The organism is Ruegeria aquimaris, from assembly GCF_025751555.1.
GTDB classification, from domain to species: Bacteria; Pseudomonadota; Alphaproteobacteria; order Rhodobacterales; family Rhodobacteraceae; genus Ruegeria_B; species Ruegeria_B aquimaris.
On sequence record NZ_JAOWLB010000012.1, the window covers coordinates 73,130 to 89,366 of the forward strand.

19 protein-coding genes are annotated in these 16,237 nt (G+C 60.2%); 8 read left to right on the plus strand and 11 right to left on the minus strand.

The features are described from left to right. Positions 1–23: 23 nt before the first annotated feature. Both OE747_RS15925 and hrcA read right to left on the minus strand, forming a co-directional pair. On the minus strand, positions 24–587 hold the full coding sequence (locus tag OE747_RS15925; protein WP_263829540.1) for a nucleotide exchange factor GrpE: 564 nt from the start codon (positions 585–587) through the stop codon (positions 24–26). A 10-nt stretch (positions 588–597) separates the two neighbouring features. Further along, positions 598–1,662, minus strand: a complete 1,065-nt coding sequence (gene hrcA / locus OE747_RS15930; protein WP_263829541.1) for a heat-inducible transcriptional repressor HrcA — start codon at positions 1,660–1,662, stop codon at positions 598–600. A gap of 112 nt (positions 1,663–1,774) precedes the next feature. Between hrcA and rph the strand changes: the two genes are divergently transcribed. The 4 genes from rph to OE747_RS15950 are packed head-to-tail and all read left to right on the plus strand — an operon-like array spanning position 1,775 to position 4,603. Beyond that, positions 1,775–2,488 carry a ribonuclease PH gene (gene rph / locus OE747_RS15935; protein ID WP_164131456.1) on the plus strand — a complete coding sequence of 238 codons (714 nt, stop codon included), beginning with the start codon at positions 1,775–1,777 and terminating at the stop codon, positions 2,486–2,488. Further along, positions 2,485–3,099 carry an RdgB/HAM1 family non-canonical purine NTP pyrophosphatase gene (gene rdgB, locus OE747_RS15940; RefSeq protein WP_263829542.1) on the plus strand — a complete coding sequence of 205 codons (615 nt, stop codon included), beginning with the start codon at positions 2,485–2,487 and terminating at the stop codon, positions 3,097–3,099. The genes rph and rdgB overlap by 4 nt, the downstream gene beginning before the upstream one ends. Further along, a complete protein-coding gene (gene hemW / locus OE747_RS15945) occupies positions 3,089–4,246 on the plus strand; it encodes a radical SAM family heme chaperone HemW (RefSeq protein ID WP_263829543.1) in 1,158 nt (385 codons plus the stop codon). The genes rdgB and hemW overlap by 11 nt, the downstream gene beginning before the upstream one ends. A gap of 3 nt (positions 4,247–4,249) precedes the next feature. Then, entirely contained in the window at positions 4,250–4,603 is a 354-nt protein-coding gene (locus OE747_RS15950; RefSeq protein WP_263829544.1) for a YbaN family protein, read from the plus strand. Here OE747_RS15950 and OE747_RS15955 read toward each other — a convergent pair. The 7 genes from OE747_RS15955 to OE747_RS15985 all read right to left on the minus strand — a co-directional run bounded on the left by OE747_RS15955 (position 4,593) and on the right by OE747_RS15985 (position 11,956). After that, positions 4,593–5,483 (minus strand): ParB/RepB/Spo0J family partition protein, encoded by an 891-nt coding sequence (locus OE747_RS15955; protein WP_263829545.1) that lies wholly within the window; start codon positions 5,481–5,483, stop codon positions 4,593–4,595. The two genes, OE747_RS15950 and OE747_RS15955, sit on opposite strands and share 11 nt — an antisense overlap. A gap of 20 nt (positions 5,484–5,503) precedes the next feature. Continuing rightward, the gene (locus OE747_RS15960; protein ID WP_263829546.1) at positions 5,504–6,307 is read right to left on the minus strand and encodes a ParA family protein; all 804 of its coding nucleotides are present in this window, start codon (positions 6,305–6,307) and stop codon (positions 5,504–5,506) included. Further along, complete coding sequence (rsmG, locus tag OE747_RS15965; protein WP_263829547.1) at positions 6,300–6,917, minus strand: 16S rRNA (guanine(527)-N(7))-methyltransferase RsmG; 618 nt, start codon at positions 6,915–6,917, stop codon at positions 6,300–6,302. Before rsmG ends, OE747_RS15960 begins: the two co-directional genes overlap by 8 nt. Then, positions 6,914–8,782 (minus strand): tRNA uridine-5-carboxymethylaminomethyl(34) synthesis enzyme MnmG, encoded by a 1,869-nt coding sequence (mnmG, locus tag OE747_RS15970; protein WP_263829548.1) that lies wholly within the window; start codon positions 8,780–8,782, stop codon positions 6,914–6,916. The genes rsmG and mnmG overlap by 4 nt, the downstream gene beginning before the upstream one ends. Positions 8,783–8,794: 12 nt before the next feature. Further along, entirely contained in the window at positions 8,795–10,081 is a 1,287-nt protein-coding gene (gene mnmE, locus OE747_RS15975) for a tRNA uridine-5-carboxymethylaminomethyl(34) synthesis GTPase MnmE (RefSeq protein ID WP_263829549.1), read from the minus strand. 30 nt (positions 10,082–10,111) lie between these two features. Then, entirely contained in the window at positions 10,112–11,383 is a 1,272-nt protein-coding gene (rho, locus tag OE747_RS15980) for a transcription termination factor Rho (protein WP_263829550.1), read from the minus strand. A gap of 123 nt (positions 11,384–11,506) precedes the next feature. Continuing rightward, on the minus strand, positions 11,507–11,956 hold the full coding sequence (locus OE747_RS15985) for a CopD family protein (protein WP_263829551.1): 450 nt from the start codon (positions 11,954–11,956) through the stop codon (positions 11,507–11,509). Between the two features lie 411 nt (positions 11,957–12,367). On the opposite strand from OE747_RS15985, the gene OE747_RS15990 reads away from it, so the two are divergent. The 4 genes from OE747_RS15990 to dnaQ are packed head-to-tail and all read left to right on the plus strand — an operon-like array spanning position 12,368 to position 15,102. Then, positions 12,368–12,967 carry a Maf family protein gene (locus OE747_RS15990; RefSeq protein WP_263829552.1) on the plus strand — a complete coding sequence of 200 codons (600 nt, stop codon included), beginning with the start codon at positions 12,368–12,370 and terminating at the stop codon, positions 12,965–12,967. After that, positions 12,964–13,797, plus strand: coding sequence for a shikimate dehydrogenase (locus tag OE747_RS15995; protein WP_263829553.1), 834 nt, complete (start codon positions 12,964–12,966; stop codon positions 13,795–13,797). The genes OE747_RS15990 and OE747_RS15995 overlap by 4 nt, the downstream gene beginning before the upstream one ends. Further along, a complete protein-coding gene (gene coaE / locus OE747_RS16000; RefSeq protein WP_263829554.1) occupies positions 13,794–14,387 on the plus strand; it encodes a dephospho-CoA kinase in 594 nt (197 codons plus the stop codon). Before OE747_RS15995 ends, coaE begins: the two co-directional genes overlap by 4 nt. Then, positions 14,380–15,102 (plus strand): DNA polymerase III subunit epsilon, encoded by a 723-nt coding sequence (gene dnaQ, locus OE747_RS16005; RefSeq protein WP_263829555.1) that lies wholly within the window; start codon positions 14,380–14,382, stop codon positions 15,100–15,102. Before coaE ends, dnaQ begins: the two co-directional genes overlap by 8 nt. Positions 15,103–15,127: 25 nt before the next feature. On the opposite strand, the gene secB is transcribed toward dnaQ, so the two are convergent. Together secB and OE747_RS16015 are read right to left on the minus strand one after the other, a co-directional pair. Further along, entirely contained in the window at positions 15,128–15,646 is a 519-nt protein-coding gene (secB, locus tag OE747_RS16010) for a protein-export chaperone SecB (protein WP_263829556.1), read from the minus strand. A 56-nt stretch (positions 15,647–15,702) separates the two neighbouring features. After that, a complete protein-coding gene (locus tag OE747_RS16015) occupies positions 15,703–16,209 on the minus strand; it encodes an FxsA family protein (RefSeq protein WP_263829557.1) in 507 nt (168 codons plus the stop codon). Between the last annotated feature and the right edge of the window lie 28 nt (positions 16,210–16,237).

Below are 16,237 nucleotides of genomic sequence, written 5' to 3' on the forward strand. Positions count from 1 at the left end.
GCCGGAGGCTTGGCGAAGCCAAATCAGCCGGCAGGCATCGACGATACGCCAACCTGCGCCGGACGCAGCAGCCGGTCGTGCAACATGAACCCCTCGGCCGAAACCTGGATGATGTCGCCCGCCCGGGTGCCGGGCACCGGTGCCTCGAACATCGCCTCGTGCATCTGCGGGTCGAACCGGTCGCCCACCTGGGGCGACAGGACCTGGATGCCATGCTTGCCGAAAACATCCAGCAGCGCCCGCATCGTCAGTTCGATCCCCTCGATCAGCGCGCCCGAAACCGCCCGCTGTTCATCGGTCATCGCCTCCAGCGCGCGTTTCATGTTGTCGTAAACCGGCAGCATGTCTCGCGCCAGTTTCGAGCCGCCATATTGCTCGGCCTCGCGCCGCGCCCGTTCACCGCGCTTGCGGACGTTTTCGGCATCCGCCAACGCCCGCATGAACTTGTCCTTGTATTCGTCCCGCTCAGCTCGCAGCGCATCGACCTCGGCGGCCTCGCCACTGATCTCTGCCATGTCCTCGGCATATTCCTCGGCTTCGGCGGTTGCGATATCGTCCAGAAACTCTTCGTTCTTCGACTCTGCCATTCTTCTACCTCTAACTCCGGTCGGAGATCAGCCGCCCGACCAGTTGTGCCGTGTAATCCACAATCGGCACGATCCGTCCATAATTGAGGCGGGTGGGTCCGATGACCCCGACCGCTCCGATGATCTTTCGGTCAGCGTTCATATATGGAGACACCACCAAAGAGGAACCCGAAAGTGAGAAAAGTTTGTTCTCGGACCCGATAAAAATGCGCACGCCCTCGCCCTGTTCGGTCAATTCCAGGAATTCCGCGATATCACGCTTGCGTTCCAGATCATCAAACAGCGTCCGGATACGCTCCAGCTCCTCTTCCTGACCGGCTCCGCCCAACAGATTCGCCCGGCCCCGGACGATCAGCCGCGCGGTGTCGGCGCCCTGCCCCTCCCACACGGCAAGGCCGCTTTCCACCATTTCGCGGGCCAGCCCGTCAATCTCCTGCTGGCGGGCGCGGATCTCGGTTTGCATCATCCGGCGCACATCGCTCAGCGTCTTGCCCTCGATCAGCGCGTTCAGGAAATTGGCCGCCTCGCGCATCGAACTGGGCGTCTGCCCCGGCGGCGGCGTGAACAGGCGGTTTTCCACATGCCCATCGGCAAAGACCAGCACCACCAATGCCCGGTCATGTCCCAGCGAGACAAACTCGATATGCTTGATCTCGGTCTCATGCTTGGGTGTGAGCACCAGCGAAGCACCCTGGCTGACCCGGCTCAGCGCCGCGCCGATCTTGTCCAGCGCGCCACCAACATCACCCGCGTTTCCGCCCAATGTGGCATCCAGCTTCTGCCGGTCGCCCATGTCCAGATCGCCGATCTCCAGCAGCCCGTCAACGAACATCCGCAGCCCCATCTGGGTCGGTATCCGCCCCGCGCTGACATGGGGGCTGTCCAGCAGGCCGAGATATTCAAGGTCCTGCATCACGTTGCGCACCGTGGCCGCGCTGACCTTTTCGCTCAAGGTCCGGGTCAAGGTCCGGCTGCCGACCGGCTCGCCACTGTCGAGATAGCTTTCGACGATCAGACGAAACACCTCGCGCGAGCGATCGTTCAGATCGTCCAGGATTTTGCGTGCGTCACTCATCTGTCTTCCCTGACTGTCAGGCCATTAAATCCGCTGTCCAGAAAAGGTCAATCGGGCTTGCATCGCCGCCCCTGCGGGCGGTATCCCCTGCGCAACAGACAAAGGATGACCCATGCGACCCTCTGGACGAGATCTAAGCGAAATGCGCCCGGTTTCAATCGAAACCGGTTTCACAAAACATGCCGAAGGCTCGTGCCTGATCAAGATGGGCGACACGCATGTGCTGTGCACCGCCACCATCGAAGATCGTGTGCCCCCCTTTATCAAGGGCTCGGGCCTCGGCTGGGTCACCGCCGAATACGGCATGCTGCCGCGCGCCACCAATACCCGGATGCGGCGCGAGGCCGCCAGCGGCAAGCAAGGCGGCCGAACCGTTGAGATTCAGCGTCTGATCGGCCGCGCCCTGCGCGCGGGCGTTGACCGGGTGGCCCTGGGCGAACGCCAGATCACCGTCGACTGTGACGTAATCCAGGCCGATGGCGGCACCCGCTGCGCCTCGATCACCGGCGGTTGGGTCGCACTGCGCCTGGCAGTGAACAAGCTGATGAAGGCGGGCGATGTCATTTCCGATCCGCTGGTCGATCCGGTCGCCGCCGTCTCCTGTGGCATCTATGCCGGCCAGCCGGTGCTGGACCTCGATTACCCCGAGGACAGCGAAGCAGGCGTCGACGGCAATTTCATCATGACCGGTTCCGGCAAGTTGATCGAGGTACAGATGAGCGCCGAAGGCTCTGTCTTCAACCGCGCGCAGCTGGATCAGCTGCTGGGTCTCGCCGAAAAGGGCGTCGGCGAACTGGTTGCCGCGCAAAAGGCCGCCACCGCATGACCCGCAGGTTCACAGGCGACGCGCTGCTGATCGCGACCCACAACAAGGGCAAGCTGGAAGAGATGGCACATCTCCTCCAGCCCTTTGGGGTCAAGGTGGTCGGCGCCGCCGAAATGAACCTGCCCGAACCGGAAGAGACCGAGGATACCTTTGTCGGCAATGCCCGGATCAAGGCGCATGCCGCCGCCCGGGCCACCGGCCTGCCCGCCCTGTCCGATGACAGCGGCATCACCATCGACGCACTGAACGGCGCGCCCGGCGTCTATACCGCCGATTGGGCGGAAACCGGGAATGGGCGCGATTTCCTGATGGCGATGACCCGCGCCCATGACGAGATGGAAGCCAAAGGCGCCCCGCACCCCCGGCTGGCACAATTCCGCTGCACGCTGGTGCTGGCTTGGCCCGATGGTCATGACGAGGTGTTCGAAGGCATCGCCCCCGGCCATCTGGTCTGGCCCATTCGTGGCGCGGCCGGGTTCGGCTATGACCCGATGTTCGTGCCCGAGGGGTATGATGTGACCTTTGCCGAAATGGATCGCTGGGAAAAGAACAAGATCAGCCACCGCGCGCGGGCAGTGGAGAAATTCGTAAAGGGCTGTTTTGGCGGATGACTGGCAGCATGGAGGCTTTGGCCTCTACGTGCATTGGCCCTTTTGCCAGGCCAAGTGCCCCTATTGCGACTTCAACAGCCATGTTGCCCGCGAAATAGACCAAAAGGCCTGGGTTAGAGCCTATGTCATTGAGCTTGAACGCTCTGCCGCCGAACTGCCGGGCCGGGTTCTGAACACAATGTTCTTTGGCGGCGGTACCCCGTCGCTGATGATGCCGGAAACGGTCGCGGCAGTGATCGAAACCGCCCGCCGACTCTGGCCCACCTCCAACGACATGGAAATCACGCTGGAGGCAAATCCCGGCTCGGTCGAGGCGGGGCGTTTTGCCGCCTATCGTGATGGCGGGGTCAACCGGATCTCGATGGGGGTGCAGGCGCTCAACGACCAAGACCTGCACCGGCTGGGCCGCATTCATAGCGTGGCCGAAGCGCGCGCCGCCTTCGACATTGCCCGACGCTGCTTCGACCGGGTCAGTTTTGATCTGATCTATGCCCGACAGGACCAGACACCCGACGCGTGGCGCGCCGAGTTGAACGAAGCGCTGGCCATGGCCGTCGATCACCTGTCGCTGTATCAGTTGACAATCGAGGACGGCACCGCCTTTGGCGACCGCTATGCGCGGGGCAAGCTGCGCGGCCTGCCCGCCGATGACGACGCCGCCGACATGTACCTGATCACGCAAGAGGTCTGCGCCGACCATGGGCTGCCCGCCTACGAGGTCTCGAACCACGCCCGCCCCGGCGCCGAGTCCCGCCACAACCTGATCTATTGGCGCTATGGCGACTATGTCGGCATCGGTCCCGGCGCCCATGGCCGCATCACCATAGATGGTCAGCGGTTTGCCACCGAAAGCCCGCTGAACCCCGGCGCTTGGCTATCATCCGCCGCAAAAGGCTCCGGTGAGTTGAGCCGCGTAACATTATCTCTACAAGATCAAGCCGATGAATACCTGATGATGGGGCTTCGTATATCCGAAGGGCTAGATATCACCCGGTACGAGGCGCTTTCGCCGCGGCCCCTGGACCGGAACCGCCTTGCCCATCTGGCCGAACTGGGCATGATCGAGGTCGATGGCCCGCGGCTAAAGGCAACAGCCCAAGGGCGCGCAGTTCTGAACGCGGTCATTCTGGACCTGATGTCGGAGTAGAGGATGCAGTTTATCTGGGCGGCTCTTGGACTGATCTGCGTTGCCCTCGCGCTGATTGGCGTTGTCCTGCCGCTCCTCCCCACGGTTCCCTTCCTTCTGCTGGCCGCGTTCTTCTTTGCCCGCTCGTCCGAACGCCTGCATACTTGGCTGCTGACCCACCGCCTGTTTGGGCCGATGATCGTCGACTGGCAGCAATCCGGCGCCATCCGCCCGGGCGCAAAAAAGGCGGCAACCCTGTCGATCGCCGCCGTCTTTGGTCTGTCTGTTCTTTTCTCGGCCCCTTCCCATGTCCTGGCCATACAGGCCGTGGTTCTGGGTACAGTGCTGGTCTTTATCTGGACCCGCCCTAACGGCTGAGCTTGGCGCAAAGATCGTCCAACTGATCAAGGTTCTCATAGGTCAAGATCACTTGCCCGGTTTCGGTTCCCGACTTGTGATTGATCGTCACTTTCATCGCCAGGATCGCGGACAGGTCCTTTTCCAACGCGCGGGTATCGGCATCCTTGTCGCCACCGGTGGATTGCGGACGCGCCGTTGCTTTGGGTTTCTCCCCTTCGGACTGCTTCTTGACCAAAGCCTCGGTCGCACGCACCGACAACCCATCGCGCACCACGATCTTGGCCAATTCCGACGGATTCTCGCTGGTGATCAGGGCCCGGGCATGTCCCGCCGACAATTTCCCTTCGACCACCATCTGCTGAACATCATCCGGCAAAGACAATAGACGCAACAGGTTCGCGATATGACTGCGGCTTTTTCCCAATGCCTCGGCCAGCTTCTCCTGCGTATGACCGAACTTGTCCATCAACTGCCGATAACCCGCCGCCTCTTCCACTGCGTTCAGATCGGCGCGCTGGATATTCTCGATGATCGCGATTTCCAGAACTTCGGTATCGTTCAGCTCGCGCACCAGAACCGGCACTTCGTGCAGCTGAGCCAGCTGCGCCGCGCGCCAGCGCCGCTCGCCGGCGACAATCTCGAACATACCGCCATCGGTGGGGCGCACGATCAACGGCTGAAGGATGCCCTTCTCCTTGATAGAGGCCGATAGCTCATTCAGCGCATCCTGGGTAAAGGTCCGGCGCGGCTGGTTCGGGTTTGCCCGCAGCTTCTCGATCGGCACCGTCCGGTCGGCGCGGCGCGGTGCATCGGCGGCCTGGGTTTCCGTCGACTGTGTCACATCGGCCATCAGGGCCGACAGGCCACGCCCCAACCCCCGAGGTTTGTTCGAAACCATGCGTCGCTCCTCTCTGCCGCCTAAGCGGCGATCTTGTTATGTTTCTTCAGCAGCTCAGCCGCCAGGTCACGATAGGCGATTGCCCCAAGAGAATTGGAATCATAGCTCAGCACCGGCAGGGCAAAGGACGGCGCCTCGCTGACCCGCACATTTCGCGGAATCCGGGTTTCAAACACCAGCTCGCCCAGATTGTCACGGGCATCCTTTTCAACCTGCTGGGACAGGTTGTTGCGTTTGTCATACATGGTCAACACAACACCTTCGATCCGCAGATCCGGATTTGCCGCCTGACGCACCTCCCGGATGGTCAGCATCAGTTGCGACAATCCCTCCAGCGCAAAGAACTCGCTCTGCAAGGGAACCAAAACGGAATGTGCCGCGACCATCGCATTCACCGTCAACAGGTTCAGCGACGGTGGGCAATCGATCAGGATGTAGTCCCAGGCAAAGGAATCCATCGCGGTCTGCCGCAGCGCGTCATGCAGCAGAAAGCTGCGCTTTTCATTTGCCATCAGCTCGATATCGGCCGAGCTAAGATCGACTGTTGCCGGCACGATGGACAGGCCAGGAATGCTGGTTTCCTGGATGACGGCATTCAACGGAACGTCATCCACAAGCAATTCATAAGTGGTGACATCACGGTCCTCGATTCCCAGCCCGGTCGAGGCATTACCCTGAGGATCAAGATCGACAACAAGAACTCGCAACCCGGTTTCTGCCAGCGCAGCCGCCAGATTGATAGCAGTCGTTGTTTTTCCAACTCCGCCTTTCTGGTTGGCGACCGCGATGATCCGAGGACCGGTAGGACGGGAAAGATCAGACACGCGCGATTCCTTTGAGTTTCAAAACAACGGCTTGAGGCTCAGTCAAACTAGTAACGGGAACAAGGTCGAATTTCCATTGCTTCCGCGCGTCATCCACCTCTTTTTTCCAGGCCTCCCCCTTGGGAAACAGCGCCGTTCCACTTGTTTTCAGGTGCCTTTCCGCAAAGCCCAGCAACCCGGACAGATCCGTCAGCGCCCTCGCTGACAGGACATCGGCCTCTTGCGGCTCCACCTGTTCGATCCGCTGAGCGATGACCTGACATTGCACATCGCATTCCCGGACCACGGTCCTTAGGAACGCGACCTTTCTCTGATCGCTTTCAATGCAGATAAAACTGGCCGAAGGCATTTTTTCTCGTCCCAGAATCGCACAAACCATCCCGGGAAAGCCGCCACCGCTTCCCAGGTCTACCCACTTGTCTACCGGCTCCGAGAGGTTGAAAACCTGAACGGAATCAGCGATGTGTCTTTCCCAAATCACATCCAGACTGCGACGGGATACCAGGTTTATCCTCGGGTTCCATTTTCGGACCAGCTCCACATACTGCGTCAGCCGATCGAATGTTTCACGTGAAACATCGTATTTCTGCCGGTCTGCTTCCTCACTCATGCCGAACGCGCCTTGGCCTCTCGCCGCAACCGCGCGAGAATAAGCGCCAGCGCGGCGGGCGTAACCCCATCGACACGCGCGGCCTGCGCAACATTCTCCGGGCGTGCCTGGCTCAGCTTCAACTTCAGCTCGTTTGAAAGCCCATCCAGAGCATGAAAATCGAAATCAAGCGGAATAGAGGTTGATTCATCCCGTTTCATCGCTTCGACATCACGCTCCTGCCGCGCGATGTAGTTCGCATACAAGGCATCCCGCTCGACTTGTTGCCGGGTTTCGCCATCGGTTTCCTGTAGCTCGGGAAGCAGATGCACGATGTTCTCAAACGTGGCATTCGGAAATGCCAGAACCTGCAATCCGGTCCGTCGGGTTCCATCCTGATTTATTGCGATACCGGCGGCGAGGATTTCTTTTGGCGTAAAGCTTGATTGCTCCAAGACGGACTTTGCCGCTGACAGCTTGTCCGCCTTTTCAAGAAAGCTTTCTGTCCTCTGGATTCCGACACAGCCGATCTCGATTCCCATGGGCGTCAGACGCTGATCCGCGTTATCCGCCCGCAACGACAAGCGGAACTCGGCGCGAGATGTGAACATCCGATAAGGCTCCGATACACCGCGTGTCGTGAGATCGTCGACCATCACCCCGATATAGCTGTTGCCACGGCTGAACTTCACCGGATCGCGGTCCAAGACCCGAGATGCCGCATTCAGCCCCGCGACCAGCCCCTGCGCCGCCGCTTCTTCGTAGCCGGTTGTGCCATTGATTTGCCCGGCAAGATACAGGCCCGGAACTTCGGGCAGCGCCAGTTGCGAAGTCAGCGCACGCGGATCAATATAGTCGTATTCTATGGCGTAACCCGGCTGAAGGATCTCAACCGCTTCCAGCCCGCGAATGGAGCGGACATAAGCCTCTTGAACGTCAACCGGCAAAGACGTCGAAATCCCGTTTGGATAGACCGTGTGATCTTCCAGCCCCTCGGGTTCAAGGAACACTTGGTGCGAATCCTTGTCCGAGAATCGGACGATCTTATCCTCGATCGACGGGCAATACCGGGGCCCTACCCCTTCGATATGGCCGCCGTACATCGCAGATCGGTTCAGGTTTTTTGCGATAATCTCGTGCGTCTGGGGATTTGTGTGCGTGATTCCACATGAAATCTGCCGCGCCTGGACCGACCGCGAGAGGAAGGAAAACAGCACCGGATCATCGTCCCCATCCTGCCGTTCCAGAATATCCCAGTTGATCGTTCTGCCATCCAGACGCGGTGGTGTGCCGGTCTTCAATCTGCCCATTGGCAGCCCGAACCCATCCAGTCGTTCAGCGAGCTTCACCGAAGGGCGATCTCCCATTCGGCCACCCGGGCGCGAGACATCACCGATATGGATAACCCCACGCAGGAACGTACCGGATGTGAGGATTACGGTCCTGGAGCGCAGCTCTGAACCATCCCCCAGAACAACGCCTGATACCGCTTCCCCTTGCATCAGGAAATCGACAACTTCTCCCTCGACAACGGTCAGGCCTTGACGCTTTTGTGTTTCCGCTAGCATCGCGGCGCGGTACAAGGCGCGGTCGGCCTGCGCGCGCGGTCCTTGAACCGCTGGTCCTTTTCGTCGATTCAGCAAACGAAACTGGATACCCGCCTTGTCAGCGACGCGACCCATGACGCCGTCCATTGCGTCAATCTCGCGGACAAGGTGACCTTTGCCCAGCCCACCAATGGCCGGGTTGCAGGACATTACGCCGATGTCCCGCTCTGACAGGGTGACAAGGGCCGTGCGTACACCCATTCGCGCAGCCGCATGGGCGGCCTCGGTACCGGCATGGCCGGCGCCGATCACGATGACATCAAACTCCGAATGTTTCACGTGAAACACTCCTCACTTTCCTAGACAGAAGGACGCAAAGATCTCATCCAGAAGGTTTTCAACATCAATCCGCCCAACCAACGATTCAAGGGCCCGGATCGCCGTGCGCAGTTCTTCGGCAGCAATATCGTACATTTCCGGGCCCGAGTCCAAAATACCTTCGGTCCGGATCAGGGCATCGTCTGCTTTGATCATGGCTTGGCGATGTCGTTCCCGGGTGGCAATCCCGGCACTGGCCGAACGCGTTTTCAACACTTGCCCGATTCGATCCACCAGAATATCGACACCCTGCCCCGTTACCCCCGAAACAGCGCCATCGGCGGTGTCCCTCTGATCCGCTTTGGGCAGAACATGGATGTCGCCATCGCGCATCGGAATCCCGGTCGCTGCCAGATCATCGGCCAGAAAAACCCGCAGATCCGCGCTTTCTGCCCGGCGTCTTGCCAGCGCGATCCCCATTCCCTCGACCACATCCCCGGTATCGCGCAAACCCGCGGTATCCAACAGTGTCACAGGCAGGCCAGCAAGGTCCATCCGGACCTCAATAACATCCCGCGTCGTCCCGGCAATCTCCGAGGTCAAGGCCGCCTCACGTCCGGCAAGCGTGTTCAAAAGCGTGGATTTTCCGGCGTTCGGCGGACCAACAATGGCAACTTCGAATCCGGTTCTAATCCGCTCGGCAATGCGTACACCAGAAATCTGACGTCCCAGATCTGCGCGCACTTCGCTGAGCAGCCCCAGAACCTCGGGCGTCACATCCGTTGGCACCTCTTCGTCCGCAAAATCGATAACCGCCTCCAGCAGCGCCGCCGCCCGGATCAGCTTGCGTCGCCAGTCCTCGGCCACCTGTCCCAGGGCGCCAGCCAGAACGGCTTGCGCCTGTTTGCGCTGCGCTTCAGTTTCGGCGTCGATCAGATCTGCCAGACCCTCGACCTGAGCTAGGTCGAGTTTGCCGTTTTCCAACGCCCGTCGAGTGAATTCCCCGGGTTCAGCCAGGCGCAAGCCGTCCAGTTCCACCAATCTGCGCAATATGGCCTCGGTCGTGGCCAGGCTGCCGTGGATCTGAAACTCGACAACATCTTCGCCGGTAAAACTGGCCGGAGCTGAGAAACTCAGGATAACGCCGTCATCCAGCCGCGCCCCATCCCCACCGTACAGTGTGCGCACCAGCATACCGCGTGCAGGCACCTGCGATCCCGTCAGGACAGCGGCTGCAGCATGGGCGTTGGGGCCAGAGAGGCGCACAACCGCCACTCCGGCCTTTCCCTGTGCCGTAGCCAAGGCGAAAATCGTGTCCATCCCAAGCCTCTTGCCCCGGACCGACCCGGATCAGGTGTTCATTGAATCGAAGAATTCGCCGTTGGTCTTGGTCTGTTTCAGCTTTGACAGCAGGAACTCGATGGCGTCGGTCGTACCCATCGGGTTCAGGATGCGGCGCAGGACAAAGGTCTTTTGCAGATCGCTCTTCTCGACCAGCAGATCCTCTTTCCGGGTACCGGACTTGAGAATGTCGATGGCCGGGAACACGCGCTTGTCGGCGATCTTGCGGTCCAGAACCAGTTCCGAGTTACCGGTGCCCTTGAATTCTTCAAAGATGACTTCGTCCATCCGGCTGCCGGTATCGATCAGCGCGGTGGCGATGATGGTCAGCGAGCCGCCCTCTTCGATGTTCCGCGCCGCACCAAAGAACCGCTTGGGCCGTTGCAACGCGTTGGCGTCCACACCACCGGTCAAAACCTTACCCGAAGAGGGAACCACGGTGTTGAAGGCTCTACCAAGTCTTGTGATCGAGTCGAGAAGAATAACAACATCTCGTTTATGTTCGACCAGACGCTTGGCCTTTTCGATCACCATTTCCGAAACTGCCACGTGCCGCGCGGCCGGTTCGTCAAAGGTCGATGACACGACCTCCCCCTTGACCGAACGCTGCATGTCGGTGACTTCCTCGGGGCGTTCGTCGATCAGAAGAACGATCAGATAGCACTCCGGATGGTTCTTCTCGATCGAATGCGCGATGTTTTGCAGGATCACCGTCTTACCCGTCCGCGGCGGCGCCACGATCAACGAACGCTGTCCCTTGCCGATTGGCGCCACAAGGTCGATCACCCGGGCCGAGCGGTCCTTGATGGTCGGATCCTCGATCTCCATCTTCAGCCGTTCATCCGGATAAAGCGGCGTCAGGTTGTCAAAGGCGATCTTGTGCCGCGCCTTTTCAGGGTCTTCAAAGTTGATCTTGGTGACATTGGTCAGCGCAAAATAGCGCTCGATGTCATCTGGCGCCTTGATCTCGCCCTCAACCGTGTCCCCGGTGCGCAGCGAATACTGGCGGATCATGTCGGGCGAAACATAGATGTCATCGGGGCCCGGCAGATAGTTCGCCTCGGGTGAGCGCAGGAACCCGAACCCGTCCTGCAATACCTCCAGCACGCCGTCGCCGCCGATGGTCCAGCCCTCATCAGCCCGCTCGCGCAGGATCTGGAACATCATCTCTCCCTTGCGCATGGTCGAGGCGTTCTCGATCTCCAGCTCCTCTGCCATGGCCAGCAGGTCCTTGGGGCTCTTGGCTTTGAGATCGGCCAGGTTCAGGGATTCGATCATCATCGTATACGGTCCTCTGCCGCTGCAAGAGCGGCTCAAACGGAATTGGCATCGGGAATTGCACGGCTGCCCGGACGGGCGCTTTTGGCCTAGATAAGGCCGCTGGCGGGCAGAGTCAAAGGGGGATCAGAACTTTAGGATCACCGCAAGCACGATCACCACCATCAGCAGCGTCGGAACCTCGTTCATCATCCGGTACTGGCGGCCCGTCAGACGATTGCGGCCTTCCAGGAAATCCTTGCGGCGCATGGCCAGCCAATGATGGAACCAGGTCATGCCGATCACCGACGCGCCCTTGGCCCAGGGCCAGATCTCGGCCCAATCGACGATACCTGGCGTCAGCACCATCAAGAGGCCACACACCCAGGACACCACCATTGCCGGGCGCATGATCACCCGGATCAGCTTTTCCTCCATCTCCTGAAAGATCGCCGGTGCATTCTGCACCTTCTCTGCCTTTTCGACATGATACACAAAGAGCCTGGGCAGATAGAACAATCCGGCCATCCAGCTGATCACCGCCATGATGTGCAGGGACTTGATCCAGGGGTAGATCACGAACAGCAGGTCTTCCATCTCGTCTCGCTCCGATACGCCGGGTCGGGTCTAATCATAAATATAGAAAAGAAGAAAGGATGATGGTTTTGTAGGTAACCCTCATCCCGTGGATTATTTGATCGTCCCGGCGTTTTCCCCAGCATGTACAACCTTGGCAAGATTGATCCACGGCTGTGGAAATAAGTAGAAATACGTATTATAAACAATAACTTGAATGAAAATCTCTGTCGTGGATGACTCTGGGGCCAATGGATCTCTCTCTTGGAAAACCCGGGTTATCCCATCTTGTCGCTTTATCCTTTTCCCAAATGGACAGATCGCGGGCGACTCCCCCGAAGTTTTACCGTTTTCCCCGGGGTTGCGTGTCAACCCGAAAAGACAGAAAACCCGTGCAAGCCAAATCAATGCCTTGCCCACGGGGTTTTCCACATGACTGTCCCCCTGATCCTTGCATCCGGTTCCGAAATCCGGGCGCGGCTGCTGCAAAACGCAGCTATACCGTTTACCAGCATCGTGCCGCGCGTTGATGAAGAAACCGTAAAATCTGCCCTTCTGGCAGAGGGCGCACCGCCGCGCGACATCGCCGACGCCCTAGCCGAGCTCAAGGCGCGCAAGGTCAGCGACAAACACCCCGGTGCCATGGTGATCGGCTGCGATCAGGTGCTCGACTTTCAGGGCAGGATGCTGTCGAAACCCGACAGCCCGGACACCGCGCTGGTGCAGCTCAAAGAGATGCGCGGCCAGCGCCACATGCTGCTATCGGCGGCGGTTATCTGTCAGGACGGCCAGCCGATATGGCGCCATGTGGGACAGGTGCGGCTCAGAATGCGCGAGATGTCCGATGCCTATCTCTCGAAATACGTCAACCGCAACTGGGACAGCATCCGCCACGCCGTTGGCGCCTACAAGCTCGAGGAAGAGGGCGTTCGGCTTTTCACCACCATTGACGGGGACTATTTTAACGTTTTGGGTATGCCCATGTTGGAACTGCTCAACTTTCTGGCGATGCGCGAGGTGATAGAGACATGACGGACAGCCGAATTCCACTGGCCGGGGTGATCGGTCATCCGATCGCACATTCGAAATCGCCCCGCCTGCATGGCCATTGGCTCAAGACCTACGGGATCAACGGGCATTACATCCCGATGGATGTCGCGCCGCAGGATCTGGTCCAGGTGATCCGCACCCTCCCCAAGGCCGGGTTTGTCGGCGTCAATGTCACCATTCCGCATAAAGAGGCAGTGATGTCTGCGGTCGATCAGATCACCGACCGGGCCACCCTGATCGGCGCGGTAAACACGCTCACCTTTCGCGAGGATGGCCGCATTCTGGGCGACAATACCGATGGCTATGGTTTCATGGAAAACCTGCGCAGCGGCGCCCCGGATTGGGACCCGAAATCAGGCCCTGCCGTGGTGTTCGGTGCCGGCGGCGCGGCCCGCGCGGTGATCACCGCCCTGGCCGAGGCCGGCGTGCCCGAGATCATCGTGACCAACCGCACCCGCCCCCGCGCGGAAAAACTGCGCGACGATTTTGGCCAGCGGATCACCGTGGCCGATTGGGTACAGGCCGGGAATGTCGTCGAAGATGCGCGGCTGGTGGTCAACACCACCTCGCTTGGCATGATCGGCAAGCCCGAGTTGCGGGTTCCGCTGGATGGTCTGCGCACTGATGCCGTGGTGACCGATCTGGTCTATGCCCCTCTCAAGACCCGCCTTTTGGCCACCGCCGAAGAGATGGGATGCACCACGGTGGACGGTCTGGGCATGCTATTGCACCAGGCGGTGCCCGGTTTCGAACGCTGGTTCGGCGAACGCCCCGTGGTCGATGCGGCAACCCGGGCGGCCGCCCTCAGATGACATTCCTGCTCGGCCTGACCGGCTCTATCGGCATGGGCAAATCGACCACGGCACGGCTGTTTGTCGAAGAGGGATGCGCGCTTTGGGATGCGGACGCCGCCGTGCACCGGCTTTACGCCCCCGGCGGCGCGGCGGTGGAACCGATGCGTGCCGCCTTCCCTGATGCCATTATGAATGATGCGGTCAGCCGCGATGCGCTCAAGGCGATCATCGCCGCCGACCCATCGGCGCTGAAACGGATCGAATCCATTGTCCATCCCCTTGTGGCACAGGACCGCGCGCGGTTTCGCGACACCGCGACCGCCGATATCCTCGTTTTTGACATTCCTTTGTTGTTCGAAACCGGTGGCGATGCGGCGATGGATGCCGTCGCCTGTGTCTCGATCCCGCCTGACGAGCAAAAGGCCCGGGTGATGGCGCGCGGCACCATGACCGAGGCCCAGTTCGAGCAGATTCGCGCCAAGCAGATGCCCAATGACGAAAAATGCGCCCGTTCCGATTTCGTCATCGTGACCGACACTCTGGACCATGCCCGCGCGCAGGTGCAGGATGTGGTCAGGCAGATACGGGCAAGGCAAAACCATGCGTGAAATTGTTCTCGATACGGAAACAACCGGTTTCGATCCGGAAACGGGCGACCGCATTGTCGAGATTGGCGCCATCGAGCTGTGGAACCATGTTGCCACCGGCGAAACCTATCACCAGTATATCAATCCCGAACGCATGATGCCGGCCGAGGCCTTTGGCGTGCATGGCATCGGCCCCGATATTCTGGAACCGCCGCAACAGCCGCAGCCGGGACAGGTGACCCTCAAGGACAAACCCGTCTTTGCCCGTGTCGGCGAGGCGTTCCGCGATTTCATCGGTGATGCGAAACTGGTGATCCACAACGCCGCTTTCGACATGAAGTTCCTCAATGCAGAATTGCGCTGGATGGGGCTGCCGGAAATCCCGTTTGACCGCGCTATCGACACGCTGGCCCTGGCGCGGCGCAAGTTTCCGGGCTCACCGGCAACGCTGGACGCGCTCTGCCGTCGGTTCGGCATCGACAACTCGAACCGGGTGCTGCACGGCGCGCTTCTCGACTCAGAGATCTTGGCCGAGGTCTATCTGGAACTGATCGGGGGAAAGCAGCCGGATTTTGGCCTGTCTGCCGTGGTCAACACGGGTGCAGGCCCGACTGAGACTTGGCGCGCCTACCCGCGTCCCGCCCCCTTGCCGCCCCGCCTCACCGAGGATGAGCGCGCGGCGCATGAGGCGTTTGTCGACAAACTCGGCGACAAGGCGGTGTGGAAACGCGCCTGACTTTGGGTCAGGCGCGTCAACAGGATCAGGCGTCGGCCTGTTTTTCTTTTTGCGCCTGTGCGGCGGCCTGCTGGCGTGACAGTTCGGCCCGGTACAGCGCCATAAAGTCGATGCTGTCCAGGTTCAGCGGCGGGTAACCGCCGTCGCGGGTCACGTCGCTGACGATCCGGCGCAGGAACGGGAACAGCATTCGCGGGCACTCGATCAGCAGGAACGGATGCAGCTGCTCGTTCGGCACGCCCTCGACATGGAAGATGCCGCAATAATCCAGCTCCAGCACGAACAGCACGTCGTCCATGCCCTTGGCCTTGGAGTTGATGTTCAGCTTGATCGACACTTCGAACTGGTTGTCGGCGCTGCGTTTTTTGGCATCCAGCGAAACCTGTACGCTGACGTCAGGCTGAACCTCGCCCGTTGCGCCGCGCTGCGCCATGACATTCTCGAACGACATGTCGCGAATGAACTGGGTCAGAACCCGCATCTGGATTTGGGGCGGTTGCTGGGGCGCGGCTGCCGCGTCACCCTGGGCTTCGTTTTCGGCCATGAAATTCCTCCGGAATGATCAAATTTGCCCATGCTTAACAGCTTGGTCAGATCACCTCAATGGCGGTCGGGTCCCTCGACCCAACCGGATGGGCCACTGTCCCGGCGGCGCGGATGCCGGACTTCTTCCCATTCGCCATCAATGACGTCACCGCCGCCGCCATAAGTGCCGCGCGGACTGTCAAATCCCGCTCCTGTGCCCATCTGGAACTGGGTCACCGTCACCCGCGACCGAACGTAACGGAACACCGCCACCCGGACGGCCGGAACAAGCAGGGCAAACCCCAGCGCATCGGTGAAAAAGCCTGGCGTCAGCAGCAGCGCGCCGGAAAACAAAATCATTGCCCCATGCGCCAGCGGCTCGGTCGGATCGTCCAGATCCGAGAATGCCCGCTGCAATTGCCCCATCGCCATGCGACCTTGTGTCCGCACCAGCCATGTACCCAGAACCGCGGTCAGCACCACAATACCCAGTGTCGGCCACAACCCGATCAGGCCGCCAACCTGAATGAAAAGGGCGATTTCGATGATGGGTACCAGCAGAAACGCCAGAAACAGATACATTTGCTTTGCCCTTTCGCTTATCCTCGGC